Origin of the sequence: Amycolatopsis sp. lyj-23 (assembly GCF_046549135.1) — a bacterium.
Lineage (GTDB): Bacteria > Actinomycetota > Actinomycetes > Mycobacteriales > Pseudonocardiaceae > Amycolatopsis.
Map to the genome: position 1 here is coordinate 553,307 of NZ_JAJPWN010000004.1, position 18,369 is coordinate 571,675.

General features: G+C 71.8%; 18 protein-coding genes. 9 read left to right on the top strand and 9 right to left on the bottom strand.

Features of this window, described 5'->3' with window-relative positions:
• The gene (locus ACLJPY_RS12010) at positions 1 to 426 is read right to left on the bottom strand and encodes a DUF5709 domain-containing protein (RefSeq protein WP_410588112.1); all 426 of its coding nucleotides are present in this window, start codon (positions 424 to 426) and stop codon (positions 1 to 3) included.
• Positions 427 to 525: 99 nt separating this feature from the next.
• Here ACLJPY_RS12010 and ACLJPY_RS12015 point away from each other — a divergent pair, with 99 nt between their 5' ends.
• A complete protein-coding gene (locus ACLJPY_RS12015) occupies positions 526 to 1,353 on the top strand; it encodes a cyclase family protein (RefSeq protein WP_410588114.1) in 828 nt (275 codons plus the stop codon).
• 274 nt (positions 1,354 to 1,627) lie between these two features.
• On the opposite strand, the gene ACLJPY_RS12020 is transcribed toward ACLJPY_RS12015, so the two are convergent.
• Both ACLJPY_RS12020 and ACLJPY_RS12025 read right to left on the bottom strand, forming a co-directional pair.
• On the bottom strand, positions 1,628 to 3,940 hold the full coding sequence (locus tag ACLJPY_RS12020; protein WP_410588115.1) for a putative bifunctional diguanylate cyclase/phosphodiesterase: 2,313 nt from the start codon (positions 3,938 to 3,940) through the stop codon (positions 1,628 to 1,630).
• A gap of 142 nt (positions 3,941 to 4,082) precedes the next feature.
• The gene (locus ACLJPY_RS12025) at positions 4,083 to 4,256 is read right to left on the bottom strand and encodes a hypothetical protein (RefSeq protein WP_410588117.1); all 174 of its coding nucleotides are present in this window, start codon (positions 4,254 to 4,256) and stop codon (positions 4,083 to 4,085) included.
• Positions 4,257 to 4,573: 317 nt separating this feature from the next.
• On the opposite strand from ACLJPY_RS12025, the gene ACLJPY_RS12030 reads away from it, so the two are divergent.
• Positions 4,574 to 5,521, top strand: coding sequence for a hypothetical protein (locus ACLJPY_RS12030; protein ID WP_410588118.1), 948 nt, complete (start codon positions 4,574 to 4,576; stop codon positions 5,519 to 5,521).
• 238 nt (positions 5,522 to 5,759) lie between these two features.
• On the top strand, positions 5,760 to 6,395 hold the full coding sequence (shbA, locus tag ACLJPY_RS12035; RefSeq protein WP_410588308.1) for an RNA polymerase sigma factor ShbA: 636 nt from the start codon (positions 5,760 to 5,762) through the stop codon (positions 6,393 to 6,395).
• Positions 6,396 to 6,417: 22 nt separating this feature from the next.
• On the opposite strand, the gene ACLJPY_RS12040 is transcribed toward shbA, so the two are convergent.
• Both ACLJPY_RS12040 and ACLJPY_RS12045 read right to left on the bottom strand, forming a co-directional pair.
• Positions 6,418 to 6,903 carry a sigma-70 family RNA polymerase sigma factor gene (locus ACLJPY_RS12040; protein WP_410588120.1) on the bottom strand — a complete coding sequence of 162 codons (486 nt, stop codon included), beginning with the start codon at positions 6,901 to 6,903 and terminating at the stop codon, positions 6,418 to 6,420.
• Positions 6,904 to 7,071: 168 nt separating this feature from the next.
• Positions 7,072 to 7,440, bottom strand: coding sequence for an RNA-binding S4 domain-containing protein (locus tag ACLJPY_RS12045; RefSeq protein ID WP_410588121.1), 369 nt, complete (start codon positions 7,438 to 7,440; stop codon positions 7,072 to 7,074).
• Between the two features lie 209 nt (positions 7,441 to 7,649).
• On the opposite strand from ACLJPY_RS12045, the gene ACLJPY_RS12050 reads away from it, so the two are divergent.
• Positions 7,650 to 9,215: a GMC oxidoreductase gene (locus ACLJPY_RS12050; protein WP_410588122.1), complete on the top strand. Its 1,566-nt coding sequence runs from the start codon at positions 7,650 to 7,652 to the stop codon at positions 9,213 to 9,215.
• Between the two features lie 31 nt (positions 9,216 to 9,246).
• Here the strand turns inward: ACLJPY_RS12050 and ACLJPY_RS12055 are convergent, their stop codons facing one another.
• Positions 9,247 to 9,732 carry a carboxymuconolactone decarboxylase family protein gene (locus ACLJPY_RS12055; protein WP_410588123.1) on the bottom strand — a complete coding sequence of 162 codons (486 nt, stop codon included), beginning with the start codon at positions 9,730 to 9,732 and terminating at the stop codon, positions 9,247 to 9,249.
• Positions 9,729 to 10,823, bottom strand: a complete 1,095-nt coding sequence (locus ACLJPY_RS12060) for a dihydrodipicolinate reductase (protein ID WP_410588124.1) — start codon at positions 10,821 to 10,823, stop codon at positions 9,729 to 9,731. The genes ACLJPY_RS12055 and ACLJPY_RS12060 overlap by 4 nt, the downstream gene beginning before the upstream one ends.
• Positions 10,824 to 10,936: 113 nt before the next feature.
• Between ACLJPY_RS12060 and ilvD the strand changes: the two genes are divergently transcribed.
• Positions 10,937 to 12,628 (top strand): dihydroxy-acid dehydratase, encoded by a 1,692-nt coding sequence (ilvD, locus tag ACLJPY_RS12065; RefSeq protein ID WP_410588125.1) that lies wholly within the window; start codon positions 10,937 to 10,939, stop codon positions 12,626 to 12,628.
• Here the strand turns inward: ilvD and ACLJPY_RS12070 are convergent.
• Both ACLJPY_RS12070 and ACLJPY_RS12075 read right to left on the bottom strand, forming a co-directional pair.
• Positions 12,607 to 13,974, bottom strand: a complete 1,368-nt coding sequence (locus ACLJPY_RS12070; protein WP_410588126.1) for a class I adenylate-forming enzyme family protein — start codon at positions 13,972 to 13,974, stop codon at positions 12,607 to 12,609. The genes ilvD and ACLJPY_RS12070 overlap by 22 nt on opposite strands.
• A gap of 111 nt (positions 13,975 to 14,085) precedes the next feature.
• On the bottom strand, positions 14,086 to 14,499 hold the full coding sequence (locus ACLJPY_RS12075; protein ID WP_410588127.1) for an SsgA family sporulation/cell division regulator: 414 nt from the start codon (positions 14,497 to 14,499) through the stop codon (positions 14,086 to 14,088).
• 328 nt (positions 14,500 to 14,827) lie between these two features.
• Between ACLJPY_RS12075 and sigK the strand changes: the two genes are divergently transcribed.
• The 4 genes from sigK (at position 14,828) to ACLJPY_RS12095 (ending at position 18,369) form a co-directional block, all read left to right on the top strand.
• Entirely contained in the window at positions 14,828 to 15,424 is a 597-nt protein-coding gene (gene sigK / locus ACLJPY_RS12080; RefSeq protein ID WP_410588128.1) for an ECF RNA polymerase sigma factor SigK, read from the top strand.
• On the top strand, positions 15,421 to 16,101 hold the full coding sequence (locus tag ACLJPY_RS12085; RefSeq protein ID WP_410588129.1) for an anti-sigma factor domain-containing protein: 681 nt from the start codon (positions 15,421 to 15,423) through the stop codon (positions 16,099 to 16,101). Before sigK ends, ACLJPY_RS12085 begins: the two co-directional genes overlap by 4 nt.
• Complete coding sequence (locus ACLJPY_RS12090; RefSeq protein WP_410588131.1) at positions 16,094 to 17,605, top strand: molybdopterin-dependent oxidoreductase; 1,512 nt, start codon at positions 16,094 to 16,096, stop codon at positions 17,603 to 17,605. The genes ACLJPY_RS12085 and ACLJPY_RS12090 overlap by 8 nt, the downstream gene beginning before the upstream one ends.
• A 92-nt stretch (positions 17,606 to 17,697) precedes the next feature.
• Positions 17,698 to 18,369: a fasciclin domain-containing protein gene (locus ACLJPY_RS12095; RefSeq protein WP_410588132.1), complete on the top strand. Its 672-nt coding sequence runs from the start codon at positions 17,698 to 17,700 to the stop codon at positions 18,367 to 18,369.

The following is an 18,369-nucleotide window of genomic DNA, read 5'->3' on the forward strand; positions in this document are numbered from 1 at the left end:
TCACCAGCGGCGGGAGGGGTCGATCACGTGGACGGCCGCTTCCTCGGCCGACGCCGCGCCGCCGTCGATCCCGGCGTCGGAGGCGTAGAGCTCCTCGTCGGCGTCTTCGCCGAAGCCTTCGTCCGACGCGACCAGGCGGCCCGCGCGGACGTCGCCGACCTCGTCGTCGATCAGCTCGCCGTCGGAGTCCTCGCTGTCGCCCAGTCCGTCGTCGCCGACGTCGTCGGCCAGGTCGGGGACCTCACGGGCGAGCCGGCCCGCCCAGCTTTCGCCCTCCGCGGTCTCGCGCGCGGTGGTGCCCCAGCCTTCGGTCGCCTGCGCGCGTTCCGGCGGTGAATAACCTTCCGACAGTTCGTCGCGGTCGTCCAAAGTGTCCTCGGGGTCGAGGAGGCCGTTGTCGGCGTTGTCTTCGATGTCGTCGTCCACGCAACCATCTTCGCGCAAGCTCTATGGCTGCTCCCAGTCCGGGTGATAAGACGGTGCCATACCCGGGGTTTCGCCCCGCACGGTGAAAGGTGATCCCTCATGCCGATGAGACGCAGGGTGCTGGCCGCGGGACTGGCGGGGGTGTTCGGCGCCGCGCTGCCGGGCCGGACGGCGCAGGCCACCGAAGCCGCTCCGCCGTTGCGGCTGGACCAGCTGAAGCTGGTCAGCCTGTCGCACGTGAACGACCCGGCCACGACCAACGTCTTCCCCGGCGACCCAGCCTTCGAGCTGGAGACCATCGCCACCATCCCGGAAGACGGCTACTACCTGCAGTTCGTCCGCGAAGGCGAGCACACCGGGACGCACTGGGGCGCGCCCGGGCACTTCAACACCGGGGAACCACTGGCCGACGCCATGGACCCGGGTGACCTGTTCCGCCCGGCGGTGAAGATCGACGTCCGGGCGAAGGCCGCGAAGAACCCGGACTACGCGGTCACGATCGACGACCTCAAGGCCTGGGAGAAGCGCCACGGCCGGATCCCGGACGAGTCGGTGGTCGTGTTGTGGACCGGCTGGGACGCGAAGTGGGGCACCCCGGCGTACCCGAACACGGACGCGGACGGCGTGCTGCACCAGCCCGGGTTTTCCATCCCGGCGGTGCAGTGGCTGATCGACACCGGCCGCCTGGGCCGCCGCGGCGGCACCGGCACGGACACGTTCAGCCCGGACGTCGGCACCGACGAGACGTACACGGTGTCCAAGCTGGTCTACCGGCGCCACCGGATCAGCCTGGAGATCCTGGCGAACCTCGAGAAGCTGCCGACGACGGGCGCGTGGGTACTGGCGGGCGGCCCGATCAACCGCCGGGGCGCAGGCTCGACGGCGACGATCTTCGGCGTCCTGCCCCCGGGCGTGACCGCGGACTAGCCGGCCGACAGCCCGGCTTCAAGCGCCCCAAGGCGGCCTTCGGTGCGTCTGACGCAACCAAGGCGGCCTTGGGGCGCTTGGGCCTTCGGTGCTCCATCCATGCCCCCGCCACCACCCTCAACGGAGGCGCTTCGCGCCGCAGTGCTGATTCAACGCAACCCAGGCGGCCTTCGGTGCTCCATCCATGCCCCCGCCACCACCCTCAACGGAGGCGCTTCGCGCCGCAGTGCTGATTCAACGCACCCAAGGCCGCCTTGGGGCGCTCGGGTTCGGACTAGCCGGCCGACAGCGTCGAGAGGCGCAGCGACGAGAGCGCGGCCGGGTGGCCGAAGCGGTAGCCCTGGGCCGTCGTGCAGCCCGCGCGGATGACCAGTTCGGCCTGCTCGGCCGTCTCGATGCCTTCGGCGACCACCGCCACCTCCAGGTCCGCGCACAGCCCGACCAGCGACCGGCACAGGGCCGCGTCGCGGTCGGGACGCACGCCGGTCGTCAGGGCGCGGTCCAGCTTGATCAGGTCGACCGGCAGCGCGTGCAGGACCGTCAGCGAGCTGTACCCCGCGCCGAAGTCGTCGAGCGCCACCCGGACCCCCAGGTCCTGCAGGCGGCGGATCGCGGCGGCGCCCGCCGCCAGGTCCGGCACCGGTACCGTCTCGGTGATCTCGACGATCAGCCGCTCCGCCGGCAGGCCGTACCGGTCCAGGGCCGACCCGACGCTCTCCTCGAGCGCGGCGGCGCCGAGCCGGCTCGCGCACACGTTGACGTGCACGGTCAGGTCCAGCCCGGCCGCGGTGATCTCGCGGCAGGCCAGGTCCAGCACCAGCGCGTCCAGTTCCGCGCCGAGACCGGCGCCTTCGGCCGCGCGGACGAACGTCTCGGGCGACACCGCGGTGCCGTCCCGCGCGGTCCAGCGGGCCAGCGCCTCCACCGCCACCGGCGTCTCGTCGGCCAGCCGGACGATCGGCTGGAACACCAGCGCGAAGCCCTCCGGGAGACCGCCGTTCGCGCGGCGCAGTGCCGACGGGAAGTCGGGCGGCCCGTCGGGTGACGGGTGGTACACGACCGTGGTGTCCTTGCCCAGCCGCTTGCCCGCGTACATCGACGTGTCCGCGCGGCCCAGCAGCACGTCCGCGGTGACCAGCGGTTCCGCCGGGTCCGGCACGACCAGGCCCATGCTCGCGCGGACCGGCACCAGCGTGCCGTGCACCGCGAACGGCCGCCGCAGCGCGCTCTGGATCCGGTCGGCGATCGCCTGCGGGGCGTCGACCTCGCCCTCCAGCAGGATCGCGAACTCGTCGCCGCCGAGGCGGGCGACCGTGTCGTCCGCGCGCACGCAGCTCAGCAGCCGCTGGGCGACCGCGTGCAGCAGGACGTCGCCGCCCGCGTGGCCGAACCGGTCGTTGACCTCCTTGAAGTCGTCCAGGTCGACGAAGATCAGCACCAGCGGCCGGTGCCCGCCCTCGGCGCCCTGCTCGACGGCGCGGTCCAGCCGGTCGGCGAAGAGCGCGCGGTTGGCCAGCCCGGTCAGCGGGTCGTGGTAGGCCTGGTGGGTCAGCTGCTGCTGGCCCTCGTACACCCGGCGCAGCAGCAACCGGTTGTCCAGCAGGGAAAGCAGCTGCCGGGCGAGCACGAGGAACACCACGAGCGCGCCGACGAACACCTCGACGCCGTCCGGGCCGGCCCCGGCCACGATCTGCACGGTGATCAGCAGCGCGACCGCGGTGACCGGCAGGTACGGCAGCGCCACCTGCCACCAGTCGACGCCGACCGGCTGGCCGGAATCGTCCCGCCGCCGGGTGTTGGGCGTGACCAGCAGGGCGTAGGCGATGAACAGCGGGCCGAGCACGAACCCCGCGTCCGACCACGGCTTCATGCTCTCCGCGCCGATGCTGACCAGGTAGGCGAACACGCTGTCGGAGCAGGCCAGCGCGACGATCCCGAGCGCGGCCAGCAGCAGGTTCGCGCGGTAGGGGCGGTCCACCCGGTCGAACACGACCAGCAGCACCGCGACGACCACCACCACGAGGTCCGACAGCGGGTACGCGATGGCGACCGCCCAGGTCAGCGCGTCCGGCCCGGTGGCCCGGACCACCTGCCCGAGCGCGGCGGTCCAGGTCAGGATGAACAGCGAGCCGGTGACGACGAGCCCGTCGAGCACCACCGCGACGCCGAAGTGCGCGGTCCACTGGGCGGGCTGCCAGCGCTCGCGGTCCGGCCGCACCCGGGCCCTGGCGAGGACGAAGAGGGCGGCGAGCGCGAACACCGGGAAGCTCAGGTACCCGACGTCGGCCAGCGACGGCGAAGGCAGCCCGCGGCCGTCGATCAGCTGGTAGTAGGACCAGACGCACTGGCCGAGCGACCAGCCGGCCATGCCGATCGCCACCAGCACCCGCCACCAGCGCTGGTGCCGGCGCACCCGCCGCGCGACGACGACACCGCAGACGACCCCGGCAAGACCGGCGCTCAGCTGCATGCCGTCGTCGACCCACTGGGCGAAGGTGTCGCCCCAGAAAGCGAAGCCGTTGACCACGACCACGGCCGCCGTGACGAAGACGAGCAGGATGGCCATCGGGTACCGCCGCACTGTCATGGCACCTCACGAGGTCACGCACGCCGGTCGGACCGGGAAACATTACACCGCGCGTGATCATCCACAAACGCACCGGCACCGGCAGCCGCCGGGCGGGGGCCACCGCGCCGGTTTTCCCGCCGCGCGAGCTGGTGCCACCGCGTCAGCCGCCGGGGCCGACGCGGTCGTGGCGGCTGTGCGGGGCCGGCACGACGAACGCGATCACCCCGGCCGCCAGTCCGACGAACACGGACAGGTGGGCGGCGGCCGGCACGGCGGTGATCAGGAACAGCCGCAGCGACCCCGAGATCAGCAGGCGCCACATCCTCGGGCTCATGATCAACAAATACCCGGCCCGTGCCGCCGTCAACCGGGTCCGCCCACGTTCACCCGCGGGGGTGGTGGCTCGGAATCCCGGTGTGCGGGATCGTCATTTCGACACTTCCACCGCCGGGGTCGCGTGGGTTTCCGCCGGGAAATCGCGGCGGGGCAATGGGCGCGCTGTTAGCCGATCGCCAAGGAGTTTCGGCGTTTCGGCGTCGCTCCCGGAACGGGAACCGCGGGATAACGATCCGTTTGCCGGAGCGTGATCGACTGGACATCGGCGGTGGTGCTGGCCAGCATTGATGCCCGTGCGAGGAAGGGGAGACAACGGTGAGCCTCAGTGCGGCGGACGTGGTCGGCGAACTCAAGACCCTGCGCAAAGGGAGGGCAATTTTCACGACACCGCTCGCGGACCGGATCGGTCCCGCATTGCGCGCCGCTTGCGGCATTCTGGAAGATGACGGAACCGTGGAGGTGCGGCGCAAGCTGTCGGATCGATTGCGCCCGCTGGTCGAGTCGTTGCCCGACGATCTGAAGATCGCGTTGCTCGCCGCATTCGCGTTCGAGGAACGGGCGCGCAAACCGTTCTACCAGGAACGGGTGCACTGGGCGGCGAACACGCTCGACCGCGACGACCGGACGGTCCGGCGCCGGATCGACGAGGGGATCGAACAGCTCGCCGCGCTGGTCGTCGCGGCGGCCGGGCCGGCGGACCGGCGCACGCCGGGCCGCGGCTGGCACACCGAAGAACTGCGCGTCACGCTGGCGCTCGACCAGCCGGTGGCGGAGGCGTTCGAATTCCGCAGGGTGGTCGCCGACGCCGACGAAATCGCCGTGCTCGACCTCGCGCTGACGCTGCCGGCCACCGGCGGGTCCGGTGGTTCGGTGCGGGAGACGGACCTCGGCGTCGACGTGTTCCACGGCGGGGTGCTCGCCGGCCGGGCGATGGAATCGAGTGACCGGATCGGGTTGCCGTTGCGGCTGCCGGAGCCGTTGCGCCGGGGCGCGCGGCACGAGGTCGGCCTGCGGTTCCGGGCGAATTTGCGCGAACCGCGGTACGTCTGCGTGCCGCGGCACCCGTGCGACCTGTTCGACCTGCACGTCCGCTTCGGTGAACGCGTGCCGAAACGGATCGTGTGCGAGGAAAAGGTTTCCCCGGCCGGTGGGGCCGACCGGACGCGGACCGGGACCGCGCTGGCGGCCGACGACGCCGGCGAGGTGCACGTCCGGTTCCGGAACCTCGCTCCGGGCTTCGCGTACGGAATTCGCTGGAGCTGAAACTTCCGGGATCTGTCCAGTATTTGTCCGGTGCCCCGCCGGTGTCCGGCGACCGTTTCCGCCGGGTCGTGAACGGTTAACGGACAATATCTGGACAACCCCCACCACTCTGCAACGTTGCTGGTCAGCGCCTCGATTACTCCGGATGTCGGACCGGGAACCGTCCAGCCACCGTAATGTCCGTTGTGGACGGACGAGACGGACCCGCCGGCGGAAACGAGGAGGGCCCGTGGAGACCATGATCGCCCAGGTGGCGCCGGCTGTCGACGGCTACACCGTGCTGGAGGACGCGCCGAGGCCGGAGGGCGGCCTGGCGAAGGAGCGGCTCGACCCGGTGGTGGCGGCCGCACGCGGCGGCGACCCGGCTGCCGTCCGGGAGCTGCTGGAGCTCATCAAGCCGATGGTCGTGCGCTACTGCCGGGCGCGCATCGGCGGCCGGGACCTGTCGTACCTCTCGGCCGACGACGTCGCCCAGGAGGTGTGCCTGGCGGTGCTGAAGGTGCTGCCGGGCTACCAGGACCGCGGGGGCTCGTTCGTGTACCTGGTGCGCGCGATCGCGGCGAACAAGGTCGCCGACGCGTTCCGCTCGGTGGCCAGGGACCGGTCGAAGCCGGTCCCGGAGCTGCCGGACCGGCCGCTGGGCGGCAACGAGCCGGAGAACCACGTCCTCGAACTGGACCTGGGTGCCCGGCTGGGCCGGCTGATCGCGTCCCTGCCGCCGCTGCACCAGGACATCCTGTCGCTGCGGATCGTCGCCGGCCTGTCGGCGAACGAGACGGCGGAGGCGCTGGGCATCTCCGCCGGCAACGTCCGCATCACGCAGTTCCGCGCGTTGACGAAGCTGCGCGCCATGATCGGCGAAGGTGGGCTGTAGGGCGGCACGGCGGGGGCGTGGGTCAGGGGCTGGTCACGACCTTCCGCAGCTGGCCGAGCGCTCGGTGCTGGGCGACGCGGACCGCGCCCGGCGTCGAGTCCACCGCCGCCGCGGTCTCCTCCGCCGACAGGCCGACGACCACGCGCAGCACGACGATCTCCCGCTGCTTGCGCGAAAGGACCCGCAGCAGTTTCGCCATCCGCTCCCGCAGTTCCCGCCGCAGCGCGTGGTGTTCGGGGCCCATGGCCGAATCGGGCGCGTCGGGCAGTTCGGCCACCGGTTCGTCCGGCCGCGCGGCCGCCTCGCGCGCGGCCGCCACCTTGGCGCGCGCGATGTCGCGGACGAAGTCCGGGAACGGCCGGTCCGGCGACCACCGCGGCAGGGCGTCGAGCAACGCCACGCAGACGTCCTGGGCGACGTCGTCCGCCGTGTCGGGGTCCAGGTGGGCGCGGCAGTAGCGCACCACGAGCGGCCGTGCCGCGGCCAGCAGGGTTTCCGGGTCGGTCATGAAGTTCCCTCCGTGCGGAGGAACTACCCGCATTCCGGCGGGCCCGATCGGCCCGGCGCGGATTCCCGGCTATTTCCGGAACGGCCGGGAGAGAAGCGGAGATCCCTTGATCGACGGGGAAGATGACCTAGTGTCCTACGTGGCCGGACGTCCCGGACGGCTTGCGGCCTAGGGTTCCTGCCCGAACCGGAAGGCGTCCAGCACCCGGCGCTCCCGTTTGGTCGGCCGGCCCGCGCCGCGGTCGCGGCGGGCGACCGGGATCGCCGACTCCGGTGGCGGCTTCGGTGTGCGGTCCACGTAGCACGTCGCCGCGTCCGGGGCGCCCACGCGCTTCTGGATCACGCGGACCACGTCGAAGACCTTCGTCGTGCCGCCGACGCGCAGGCGCACTTCGTCGCCCGGGACGACCGTCGTCGCCGGCTTGGCCGGTCGGTCGTTGACGCGCACGTGGCCGCCGCGGCAGGCCGCCGCCGCGTCCGGGCGGGTCTTCGTCAGCCGGACCGCCCAGAGCCAGCGGTCCACTCGGGTGGACTCCACAGTCGTCCATCATGGCCCATTCAGCGGCACCACCACCCAACCCCGCCAGGTTACTCGTGGGTATATGTCGACTTGTCTGCAGCGTCAAGCTATAACTTGTTCTAAAATACCTCAACGGTGAGGAACAAGGCATGAGCGACGAACCCATGTGGCGAACAACTTCCGGCTCAGTGTCCCGTCGCGTCTTCATTGCTGGAACCGGTTCTATCTTGGCGAGTGCCGCGCTGGCCGGTCGGGCGTCGGCCACCGCGCCGCAGCCGACGGCCACGACGGCCGCGATCAACGACGGCGCCCGCGTCTCCGCCCTGGTGATCGGGTCCGGTTACGGCGGTTCGGTCGCCGCCCTGCGGCTCGCACAGGCCGGGGTCGACGTGCAGGTGGTCGAAATGGGCATGGCCTGGGACACCCCGGGCCCGGACGGCAAGGTCTTCTGCGCCACGACCAGCCCGGACCAGCGCTCGTACTGGCTGCGCACCAGGACGAAGCAGCCGTTGTCCAACTTCCTCGGGTTCCCGATCGACAAGGACATCCCGCGCTACACTGGCATCCTCGACGCCGAGGAGTTCAGCGGGATCACCGTGTACCAGGGCCGCGGGGTCGGCGGCGGCTCGCTCGTCAACGGCGGCATGGCCGTGACGCCCAAGCGCGAGAACTTCGGCGCGATCCTCCCCACGGTCGACGCGAACGAGATGTACGACGTCTACTACCCGCGCGCCAACGCCGGGCTCGGCGTCGCCAACGTGCGCCCGGCCTGGTTCGACACCACCGACTGGTACCAGTTCGCCCGCGTCGGCCGGAAACAGGCCCAGCGGTCCGGGTTCCCGTTCGTCTTCGTGCCGGACGTGTACGACTGGAACTACATGGAGCAGGAAGCGGCGGGTACCGTCCCGAAGTCGGCGCTGGCCGGCGAAATCCTGTACGGCAACAACTACGGCAAGAAGTCGCTGCAGAAGACCTACCTGCCGAAGATCGCCGCGACCGGCCGGGTCGGCATCTCGCCGCTGCACCGCGTGACGCAGGTGGTACCGGCCGCCGGGGGCGGCTACACCGTGACCATCGAGCAGCTCACCACCGCGGGTGCGGTGGCCACGATCAAGACCGTCACGGCCGGCACGGTGTTCTTCGCCGCGGGCAGCGTCGGCACGAGCAAGCTGCTGGTGAAGCTCAAGGCGACCGGTGCGCTGCCGAACCTGAACGACGAGGTGGGCAGGGGCTGGGGCGACAACGGGAACGTGATGTGCGGGCGCGCCAACCAGATCTGGGACCCGACCGGCGCCTCGCAGTCGACCATCCCGTGCGGCGGCATCGACAACTGGGCCGCGGGTGGTGCCTTCGCGGAGGTCGCGCCGCTGCCGACCGGGATCGAGACGTGGGCCTCCTTCTACCTGTCGATCACGAAGAACCCGAACCGCGCGCAGTTCACCTGGAACCCCGCCACCCGCGCGGTGGAGCTGAACTGGCAGACGGCGTGGAAGCAGCCGGGCATCGACATGGCGAAGACCATCTTCGACAAGATCAACGCCACCGAGGGCACGATCTACCGCACCGACCTCTTCGGCACGTACAAGATCTGGGGCGACCACCTCACCTACCACCCGCTCGGCGGCGCGGTGCTCGGCAAGGCGACCGACAACTACGGCAGGCTCGCCGGCTACCCGGGCCTGTACGCGATCGACGGCTCGCTGATCCCGGGCAACACGAGCGTCAACCCGTTCGTCACCATCACGGCGCTGGCCGAACGCAACATCGAGAAGATCGTCGCGCAGGACTTCTGAGCCGCGGGGGGTGCGGGGCGGGCCCCGCCCCTCACCCCCGGTGGGACGGCAGCACGCAGACGGTGTCGATGCCCAGGACGTGGTTGAGGCGGCCGAACGCCAGCCAGGCGCCGAGGCTCATGCTCAGCTCCACGATCTCCTGCTGCGTGTAGGACGCCGACATCCGCTTCCAGAACTCGTCGTCCAGGTTGTGGTGGTCGGTCGCGTACCGCTCGGCGTACTCCGCCGCCAGCCGCGTCCGCTCGTCGAAGCGGCCGGTGGTGCGCCACTGCGACACCGCGTCCGCGAACTCCGGCTCGACCTTGACGCCGTCGCGTTCGGTGCGCCAGTCGAGGCAGAAGACGCAGCCGTTGAGCTGCGCGATCCGCAGCCGCGCGGCTTCGAACTCCCGCAGCCCCAGCGTCGTGTGCTCGTACACCGCCAGCGAGAACTGCGACGCGGCGATCCCGATGCCGGGCACCATCTCGCCCCAGACGTATCCGATCGGGTCCTTGCCCTCGGGGATGTCGATGTTCACGAGCGCCTCCTTCCGAGCTTGCCGGCTGCCGGGCGCAGCGGGACGTCGAGTGCGTCGTAGAGGCCGGGTTCCGCCGCGGCCAGCCAGTCGATCGCGCCGACCAGGCGGCCGACGGCGGTGGCGTTCCCGCCCGCCGACCGGTTCTCGCCTTCGTCGGTCGCCTCGACGGTGACCTCGATGCGCGGCCGGCCTTCGATGATCACGCGGTGCGCGCCGTCGCCGCTGGGCGGCGCCGGCCAGTCCGGCGCGCACGACGGGTGGATGCGGGTGACGTGCTCGATGACGATCCGCGGTTCGCCGCCGACGATGCCCTGCACCTCGAACCGCACCGCGCCCTGCGTGCCCTTCTCGAACTCGCCCATGGTCCGCGTGGACACGGTTTCGTCGAGCGGGCGCCGGTCGAGCGTCTCGCGCAGTTCGCCGACCTCGACACCGAGGCCGCGCGCGATCAGCCGGACCTGGCCGCCCCACACCATCGACGGCACGCCGGCCATCAGCATCGGCGGGTCGTACTCCATCGGCTGGCCCATCCCGACCAGGTACCGGACGGAGTCGGGCTGCTCGTACGTCGAGTAGTCGAAGATCTCCTGGCAGCGGACGACGTCGACGTCCGTGCCGAGCCCGCTGACCAGCAGCGGCAGCACGTCGTTGCCCCAGCCGGGGTCGACGCCCGAGACGAACAGCGAGCCGCCGCCTTCCTCGACCGCCGCGAGCACCGGGTCCCGCAGCTCCGGAGGGGCGTTGCGCTGGTCGTAAAGGGGGTACAGCGCCGGTGTCACGACCACCGCGCCCGCCCGGACCGCGCGGACGATGTCGGCGAGCGCGTCGTCGAACCGGACGTCACCCGAAGCGGCGTAGACGACCGCGCGCGGGCCCGCCGCCAGGACGGCCTCGATGTCGTCGGTGGCCGCGACCCCCAAGGTGAAGTCGAGTCCGGCCAGCGCACCGGCGTCCTTGCCGACCTTCGCCGGGTCGTGGACGAGCACCGCGGTGAGCTCCAGCGCCGGGTGGGCGTCGACGGCCCGGATGGCCGCCCGGCCGACGTTGCCCGTGCCCCACACCACTGTGTTGATCGAAGCGGTGGCGATCATGGCCTGAGTTTTCGCCCGCCCGCACGGGCGCGGGTAGGAAATCGTTCCGGCCAGCGGACCGCGCGTCCGTTGGTAACATGACCAGCGCCCGAACGTCGTATCAGAGGCCCGCGATGACGATCGACCCGAAACCCCGCAGCCGCACGGTGACCGACGGGATCGAGGCCGCGCCCGCGCGCGGCATGCTCCGCGCGGTCGGGATGGGCGACGGCGACTGGGGCAAGCCGATCATCGGCGTCGCCAGCTCGTGGAACGAGATCACCCCGTGCAACCTGTCGCTGGACAGGCTGGCCCAGGCGTCGAAGGAAGGCGTGCACGCGGCCGGCGGCTACCCGCTGCAGTTCGGCACGATCTCGGTGTCCGACGGCATCTCCATGGGCCACGACGGCATGCACTTCTCGCTGGTCTCCCGCGAGGTCATCGCCGACTCCGTCGAGACGGTGATGCAGGCCGAGCGGCTCGACGGCTCGGTGCTGCTGGCCGGCTGCGACAAGTCGCTGCCGGGCATGCTGATGGCCGCCGCGCGCCTCGACCTGGCGTCGGTGTTCCTCTACGCGGGCACGATCGCCCCCGGCTGGGTGAAGCTCACCGACGGCACCGAAAAGGACGTCACGCTCATCGACGCCTTCGAGGCGGTCGGCGCCTGCCGCGCGGGCCGGCTCGGTACCGCCGACCTGGACCGCATCGAACGCGCCATCTGCCCCGGTGAAGGTGCCTGCGGCGGCATGTACACCGCGAACACGATGGCGTCGGCGGCCGAAGCGATGGGGATGAGCATGCCGGGCTCGGCGGCGCCGCCGTCCGCGGACCGGCGGCGCGACCACTACGCCCACCTGTCCGGGGAAGCCGTCGTCGGCCTGCTCGAAAAGGGCATCACCGCGCGGGACATCCTCACCCGGGAGGCGTTCGAGAACGCCATCACCGTCGTGATGGCCCTCGGTGGTTCGACCAACGCCGTGCTGCACCTGCTGGCCATCGCGCACGAGGCCAAGGTGCCGCTGACGCTCGACGACTTCAACACCGTCGGCGACCGCGTCCCGCACCTGGGCGACCTGAAGCCGTTCGGCAAGTACGTCATGAACGACATCGACCGCCACGGCGGCATCCCGGTGCTGATGAAGGCGCTGCTGGACGAGGGCCTGCTCCACGGCGACGCGCTCACCGTCACCGGCCGCACGGTGGCCGAGAACCTCGCCGCGCTCGACCCGGACCCGATCGACGGCGAGGTCCTGCGCGGCCTGGACAACCCGCTGCACCCGACCGGCGGCATCACCATCCTGCGCGGCTCGCTCGCCCCCGAAGGCGCGGTCGTGAAGTCGGCGGGCTTCGACACGGCGAGCTTCGAGGGCCCGGCGCGCGTGTTCGAGCGCGAGCAGGAGGCGATGACGGCGCTGAACGAGGGCCGGATCGAGGCCGGCGACGTCGTCGTCATCCGCTACGAAGGCCCCAAGGGCGGGCCGGGCATGCGCGAGATGCTGGCCATCACCGCGGCGATCAAGGGCGCCGGGCTCGGCCGCGACGTCCTCCTGCTGACCGACGGGCGGTTCTCGGGCGGGACCACCGGCCTGTGCATCGGGCACGTCGCCCCCGAGGCGGTCGACGGCGGCCCGATCGCGTTCGTCCGCACCGGCGACCGGATCGCGATCGACATCAAGGCCCGCAGCATCGACCTGCTGGTCGACGCGGCCGAGCTGGCCCGCCGCCGCGAGGGCTGGGAGCCGCTGCCGAACAAGTTCCCGGAAGGTGTGCTCGGCAAGTACGTCAAGCTGGTGCGGTCGTCGTCCTACGGGGCCGTCACGAGCTGAGCGAGGGCGCGCTTGTCCACCTTGCCCACGTCGGTGAGCGGCAGCGCGTCGACGAAGGCGACGCGCGCCGGGACGTAGTGCTCCTGGCCGAAGGTCTCCCGCGCGTGGGCTTTGAGCGCGGCTTCGGTCACCTCGCCGGACCTGACCACCGCTGCGTGCAGCACCTGGCCGTCCGGGCCCGGGACGCCGAAGACCGCGGCGGCCCGCACGGCCGGGTGGGCCGCGAGGGCGTGTTCGACGACGGTCGTGGGCACCTTCGTACCGTGCTCGCCGGCCACGACGACGTCGTCCGCGCGGTCGAGCAGGTAGAGGTAGCCCTCGTCGTCGAAGCGGCCGAGGTCGCCGGTGCGCAGCCAGCCCGCGCCGACCTCCGGGCCGCCGAGGTAGCCGTCCATCATCGCCAGTCCGCGCACCTCGACCTCGCCGTCGCCGGTGATGCGCGCTTCCATCCCCGGCACGATCCGGCCGACCGAGCCCAGCCGCTCGGGCCGCCCGATCAGCTCGGCGGCGGAGATGTTCGCGATCATCGGCGCCTCGGTGAGGCCGTAGCCCTGGCCGACGACCGGGCCGAAGACGTCGAGGGCCTGCGCGAGCCGGTGCGGCGGCAGCGGCGCGGCCCCGAGGGAGAGCGAGCGGACGCTGCCGAGGTCGGTTTCCGGGCGGTTCGGGTGGTCCAGCAGCGCGGCCAGCCGGGGTGGGGTCAGCGAGAGCGTGTCGATCCGGTGCCTCTGGATCGCGTCGAGAACCGCTCCTGCGTCGAAGCCGTCGTGCACCACCACGGTGTCGTGGCGCAGCAGCGCGCCGAGGACGGTGGCGTTGCCGGTCATGTGCGTCATCGGGGCGACGAGCAGCGTGCGGCCCGGGCCGTCCGGTGACGGCGTGAAGATGTGCGCCATGCCGTCGTAGATGCCGCTGTGGCGGATCAGCTTCGGGGCGCCGGTGGTGCCGCCGGTGGGGAAGAGGAGACGGACGGTTTCCGGCGGGCGCAGCGGCTGCGGCTCGCCGTCGAGGTCGTCGAGGGTCCGGACGTCGCCGGCGGGCCAGTCGTGCGGGCGGTCGGTGACGACGGTGGCGCCGTTCGCCGCGGCGAGCCGGTCGCCGGTGGGCGCCGAAGCGGGGACCATGAGCACGGTGGCGCCGCGGAGGAGGGCGGCGAGCTGCACGAGGACCGTCTCGGGCCGGTTGCGCAGGTCGACGGCGAGCGTGCCGACCTCGCCGAGGCCGCCGTGCAGGCGGCGCAGCCGGTCCCGGGCCTGGTGGTAGGTGGTGACGCTGTCCTGGATGAAGAGGGGACGGTCACCGCCCTCGTCGAGCGCGGCGAGGACCTTCGTCAGGAAGAAGCTCACGCTCAGGGACGGTACTCAGGTGAGGCTTGTTCTGCCGTCGCCCGCCGCATGGCTTCGCTGCTCCGGCCGCCGGTTCGCGCGTGGGGCGCGGCGGGCTGACCAGAACAAGCCTCAGTCCTGGTAGGAAAGCTTTTCCATTTCCTCGTCGAAGTCGAACCAGTCGCTCTCGCGGCCGGCCGGGACGACGTCGTAGGTGCGGTCGAGGAAGGCCGCGATCTCCTTGGCGGGTGCTTCGAGCACGGCGGCGCCGTCGGGGGAGCTGAGCTCCACGACGACCAGCGCGGGGTCGCCGGCGGGCCCGATCCGCACGTCGCCGTCGCCGCAGCGGCCCAGGAGGCCGTCGGCGAGCAGGTCGCGCCCGAAGAGCCAGCGGACCGCGCTCGGGCCGGCGTGCAGCACCACGGCGACCGCGTACGGGTCGAGGGTGTCGTACTCCAGCTCGGCCGGCACGGGCCGCGGCGCGGCCCCGAAGGTGCGCAGGGCGAAATCGATGCGGGCGGTGGTGAGGTTGTCCGGGTCGGTCATGGGGACCGCCTTTGCTACTCGTCGGTTAACTTCGTCTGGTTCCAGGGATAACCCATAGTCAGTTCAACGCCCAGCGTTCCGAATAACTTTCACACTCTGGGGTGATCAAGAAGTGTCCGAGGTCACCGTCCGCATGGCCGATCGGGCAATCCTCTCACCCGCTGTGCGACCGGTCGGCGGTGCTTTCGAAGCCGGGCCGCCGCCGGATGGGTCCGGGCGCCGGATTTGCGCCGTCCGAGTGGGATAGGCCACCGCGCACCAGTCCGGGCCGTCGCCCGGCCGCGAACCCCTCCCGAGGAAGTGGTGGATGAGGTGGAGGGTGCCGGGCATGGGTGAGCGTGGGCGGCTGCGGCTGCAGCCGGACGAGGCGCCGGCGCTCGCGCCGAGCGCCGAAGAACTGCTTCGGCGGGTGGCGGCGGGGGACGAGACGGCGTTCGCGTCGCTGTACGACCTCGTCGCCGGGCCGGTGCTCGGCCTCGCGGTGCGGGTGCTGCGCAGCCGGGCGCAGGCCGAAGAAGTGGCGCAGGAGGTGCTGGTGGAGGTGTGGCGCAAGGCCACGAGGTACGAGCCGGAGCGCGGCGGCGCGCTGTCGTGGGTGCTGACCATCGCCCACCGCCGGGCCGTGGACCGCGTGCGCTCGCACCAGGCCGGCGTCGACCGCGAGGAGCGGGCCGGCCTGATGGACGTGCGGCGGCCGTTCGACGAGGTCACCGAGTCCGCGCTGGCGGGACTGGAGCAGCAGCGGGTGCGGCAGTGCCTGTCCGCGCTGACCGACCTGCAGCGCGAGTCGATCGTGCTGGCCTACTACAACGGCTACACCTACCCGGAGGTCGCCGAGGTGCTCAAGGTCGCGCCCGGCACCGTGAAGACCCGCATCCGGGACGGCCTGATCCGGCTGCGCGATTGCTTGGGGGTGGACCGGTGACCGCCGAGCTGCACACACTGACCGGGGCCTACGCCCTGGACGCCGTGTCCGAGGGGGAGCGCGCCGAATTCGAGCGTCACCTCGGTGAGTGCGTCGCCTGCCGCCAGGAGGTGGCGGAGCTGCGGGCCACCGGCGCGCGGCTCGGCCTCGCCGCCGCGGTGGACCCGCCGCCGGGGCTGAAGCTGGTGGTGCTCGCCGACGTCGCCCGCACCCGCCAGGTGCCGCCGCGGGTGCCGGTCGTCCGCCGGCTGAGCCGGGCCAAGACGTGGCAGCTGCGGACCGGGCTCTTCGGGGCGGCCGCCGCGGCCGTGGTGGCGGTCGCCTTCGGCGCCACCAGGACACCCGCGCCCGTCGATTCGGTGCTGAGCGCGCCGGACGCGTCCGCTGTCCAGGGCGTCGGCGAGGGGCACGCCACGCTCGTCGTCTCGCGTAGCCGGCACCAGGCCGTGCTGCTCGCCTCGGAGCTGCCCGCGCTGGACGCCGGGCACGTCTACCAGGTGTGGCTGATCGGCGCCGGCGGCGCGCGGTCGGCCGGGCTGATGACGCCCGCGGCGTCGCAGCGGATGCTCGTGGCCGACCTCCCGGCGGACGTCGACCGGATCGGGATCACCGTCGAGCCGGCCGGCGGTTCGGCCGGCCCGACGTCGCCCGCCGTCACCAGGATTTCCCTTGTCTGACGGCGAGCTGCGGCGCGGGACGGCCGCCCTGCTGGGCGTCCTGGCCCTCGTCGCGGCCCTGGCGGCGGGGCACCTGGTGGCCGGGTTCGTCGGCGTCAGCGCCTCGCCGTACCTCGCGGTCGGCAACGGCGCCATCGACCTGACCCCGGTGTGGCTCAAGGACTTCGCCGTCCGGACGTTCGGCACGCACGACAAGCTCGTGCTGCTGTCCGGGATGGCCGTGGTGCTGGTGCTGGTCGCGGCCGTGGCGGGGCTGCTGTCCCGCCGCACGCCGGTGCCGGGGCTGGTGGTCGTCGCCGGGTTCGGGCTCGTCGGGCTGGTCGCGGTGTACGCGCGTCCCGACCTCGGCCCGATCGCGCTGCTCGCGCCGCTGGCGAGCCTGGTCACCGGGGTGGCGACGTTCGCCTTCCTGCACCGGCTCGACGTCGCACCGGACGCCTCGCGCCGGAGGGTGCTGCTCGCGGGCGCCGGCGTGGTCGCCGGGGCCGGGGTCGCGGGCCTCGGCGGGCAGCTGCTCGCCGGCAGCCGGGACGCGACGGCGTCGCGCGAAGCGGTCGGGCGGCTGGTCCCGGCCCGGACCGCGCCGATGATCCCGGCCGACGCCGACTTCGCGAAGCTGGGCACGCCGCCGTTCCTGACGCGCAACGCCGACTTCTACCGCGTGGACACCGCGTTGACCGTGCCCCAGGTGCGGACCGAGGACTGGAGCCTGCGGCTGCACGGCCTGGTCGACCGCGAACGGCGGTACCGCTACGGCGACATCCGCAACCGGCCGCTGGTCGAACGCACGATCACGATGACCTGCGTGTCCAACGAGGTCGGCGGCACCTACGTGTCCACCGCGAACTTCATCGGCGTCGACCTGGCCGACCTGCTCGAAGAGGCCGGGGTGCGCCCCGGCGCCGAACAGCTCTTCTCGTCCAGTGTGGACGGCTGGACGTCCGGCAGCCCGGTCGCCGCGGCCGTGGACCGCTCGCGTGGGGCGATGCTCGCCATCGGCATGAACGGCGAACCGCTGCCGCTCGAACACGGTTTCCCGGCCCGGCTGGTCATTCCGGGGTTGTACGGGTACGTCTCGGCCACGAAATGGGTGACCGACCTCGAAGTCACGACCTGGTCCGCGCGGCAGGCGTATTGGCTGAAACGCGGCTGGGGCCGTGAAGCACCGATCAAGACGGAATCGCGGATCGACACGCCGAAGGGTTTCGAAACCGTCCCTTCGGGGAAGGTCCGGGTGGCCGGGATCGCCTGGGCGCAGCACACCGGGATCGCGAAGGTCGAGCTGCGCATGGACAACGGCCCCTGGCGGGAAGCCGTGCTGTCGCACGAGGTGAACGCGGAAACCTGGCGCATGTGGTGGCTCGAGTTCGACCTCGGACCGGGCGGGCACCAGGTCGTCTGCCGGGCGACCGACAAAAGCGGGTACACGCAGACGGAAATGCGTGCGGGCACCGTGCCCGACGGGGCGACCGGGTGGCACAGCATCGCCTTCACGGCACGGTGACCCGGATCACCTGAACGGGGCCAATCCATTTACCGGACAGCTCCGAATACCGATCAAGAAGAAATAATCAGCCGTATATGGGAGTGATTTACGTGACCAAGCTCCGTGTCGCCGGAATCGGCGTCGCCGCCGTTGCCGCCCTTTCGCTGACCGCGTGCAGCAGCAGCGACACCGCTTCGTCGGGCAGTTCCAGCAGCTCGATGCCGTCGTCGTCGGTGCCCGCGCCGTCGTCCAGCATGGCGTCCGGCACCGCCAACGGCGTGACCACCAACGCCGACGTGTTCGGCCCGGCGTGTTCGCAGCTGCCGCAGGGCTCCGCCCCCGGCTCGCTGGACTCGATGGGCCCGCAGCCGGTCGCCTCGGCCGCGTCGACGAACCCGCTGCTGACCAAGCTGGTGGCGGCCGTCAAGGCCACCAACCTGGTCGACACGCTGAACAGCCAGGAGGCCATCACGGTGTTCGCGCCGGCCGACCCGGCGTTCGCCGCGCTGGGTGACGCCAAGTTCAACGAGCTGGCCGGCAAGCCCGCCGAGCTGGCGCCGATCCTGCAGTACCACGTCGTCGGCAAGCGCTACGACGCCAAGGGCCTCGCCGCGGCCGGTTCGGTCGACACGCTCAACACCGCCGGTGGCCCGGTCAAGATCGAGGGCTCGGGCGACAACATGACGATCAACGGCGCGAAGATCCTGTGCGGCAACATCCCCACGAAGAACGCCACCGTCTTCGTGATCGACAAGGTGCTGACCCCGGGCACCAACAAGTGA

What these genes read in the sequence shown, in the direction of transcription:
- ACLJPY_RS12015 (WP_410588114.1), top strand. Translation starts at nt 526, where the DNA reads ATGCCGATGAGACGCAGGGTGCTGGCCGCGGGACTGGCGGGGGTGTTC.
- ACLJPY_RS12020 (WP_410588115.1), bottom strand. Translation starts at nt 3,940, where the DNA reads ATGACAGTGCGGCGGTACCCGATGGCCATCCTGCTCGTCTTCGTCACG.
- ACLJPY_RS12025 (WP_410588117.1), bottom strand. Translation starts at nt 4,256, where the DNA reads ATGAGCCCGAGGATGTGGCGCCTGCTGATCTCGGGGTCGCTGCGGCTG.
- shbA (WP_410588308.1), top strand. Translation starts at nt 5,760, where the DNA reads ATGATCGCCCAGGTGGCGCCGGCTGTCGACGGCTACACCGTGCTGGAG.
- ACLJPY_RS12040 (WP_410588120.1), bottom strand. Translation starts at nt 6,903, where the DNA reads ATGACCGACCCGGAAACCCTGCTGGCCGCGGCACGGCCGCTCGTGGTG.
- ACLJPY_RS12060 (WP_410588124.1), bottom strand. Translation starts at nt 10,823, where the DNA reads ATGATCGCCACCGCTTCGATCAACACAGTGGTGTGGGGCACGGGCAAC.
- ilvD (WP_410588125.1), top strand. Translation starts at nt 10,937, where the DNA reads ATGACGATCGACCCGAAACCCCGCAGCCGCACGGTGACCGACGGGATC.
- ACLJPY_RS12075 (WP_410588127.1), bottom strand. Translation starts at nt 14,499, where the DNA reads ATGACCGACCCGGACAACCTCACCACCGCCCGCATCGATTTCGCCCTG.
- sigK (WP_410588128.1), top strand. Translation starts at nt 14,828, where the DNA reads ATGGGTGAGCGTGGGCGGCTGCGGCTGCAGCCGGACGAGGCGCCGGCG.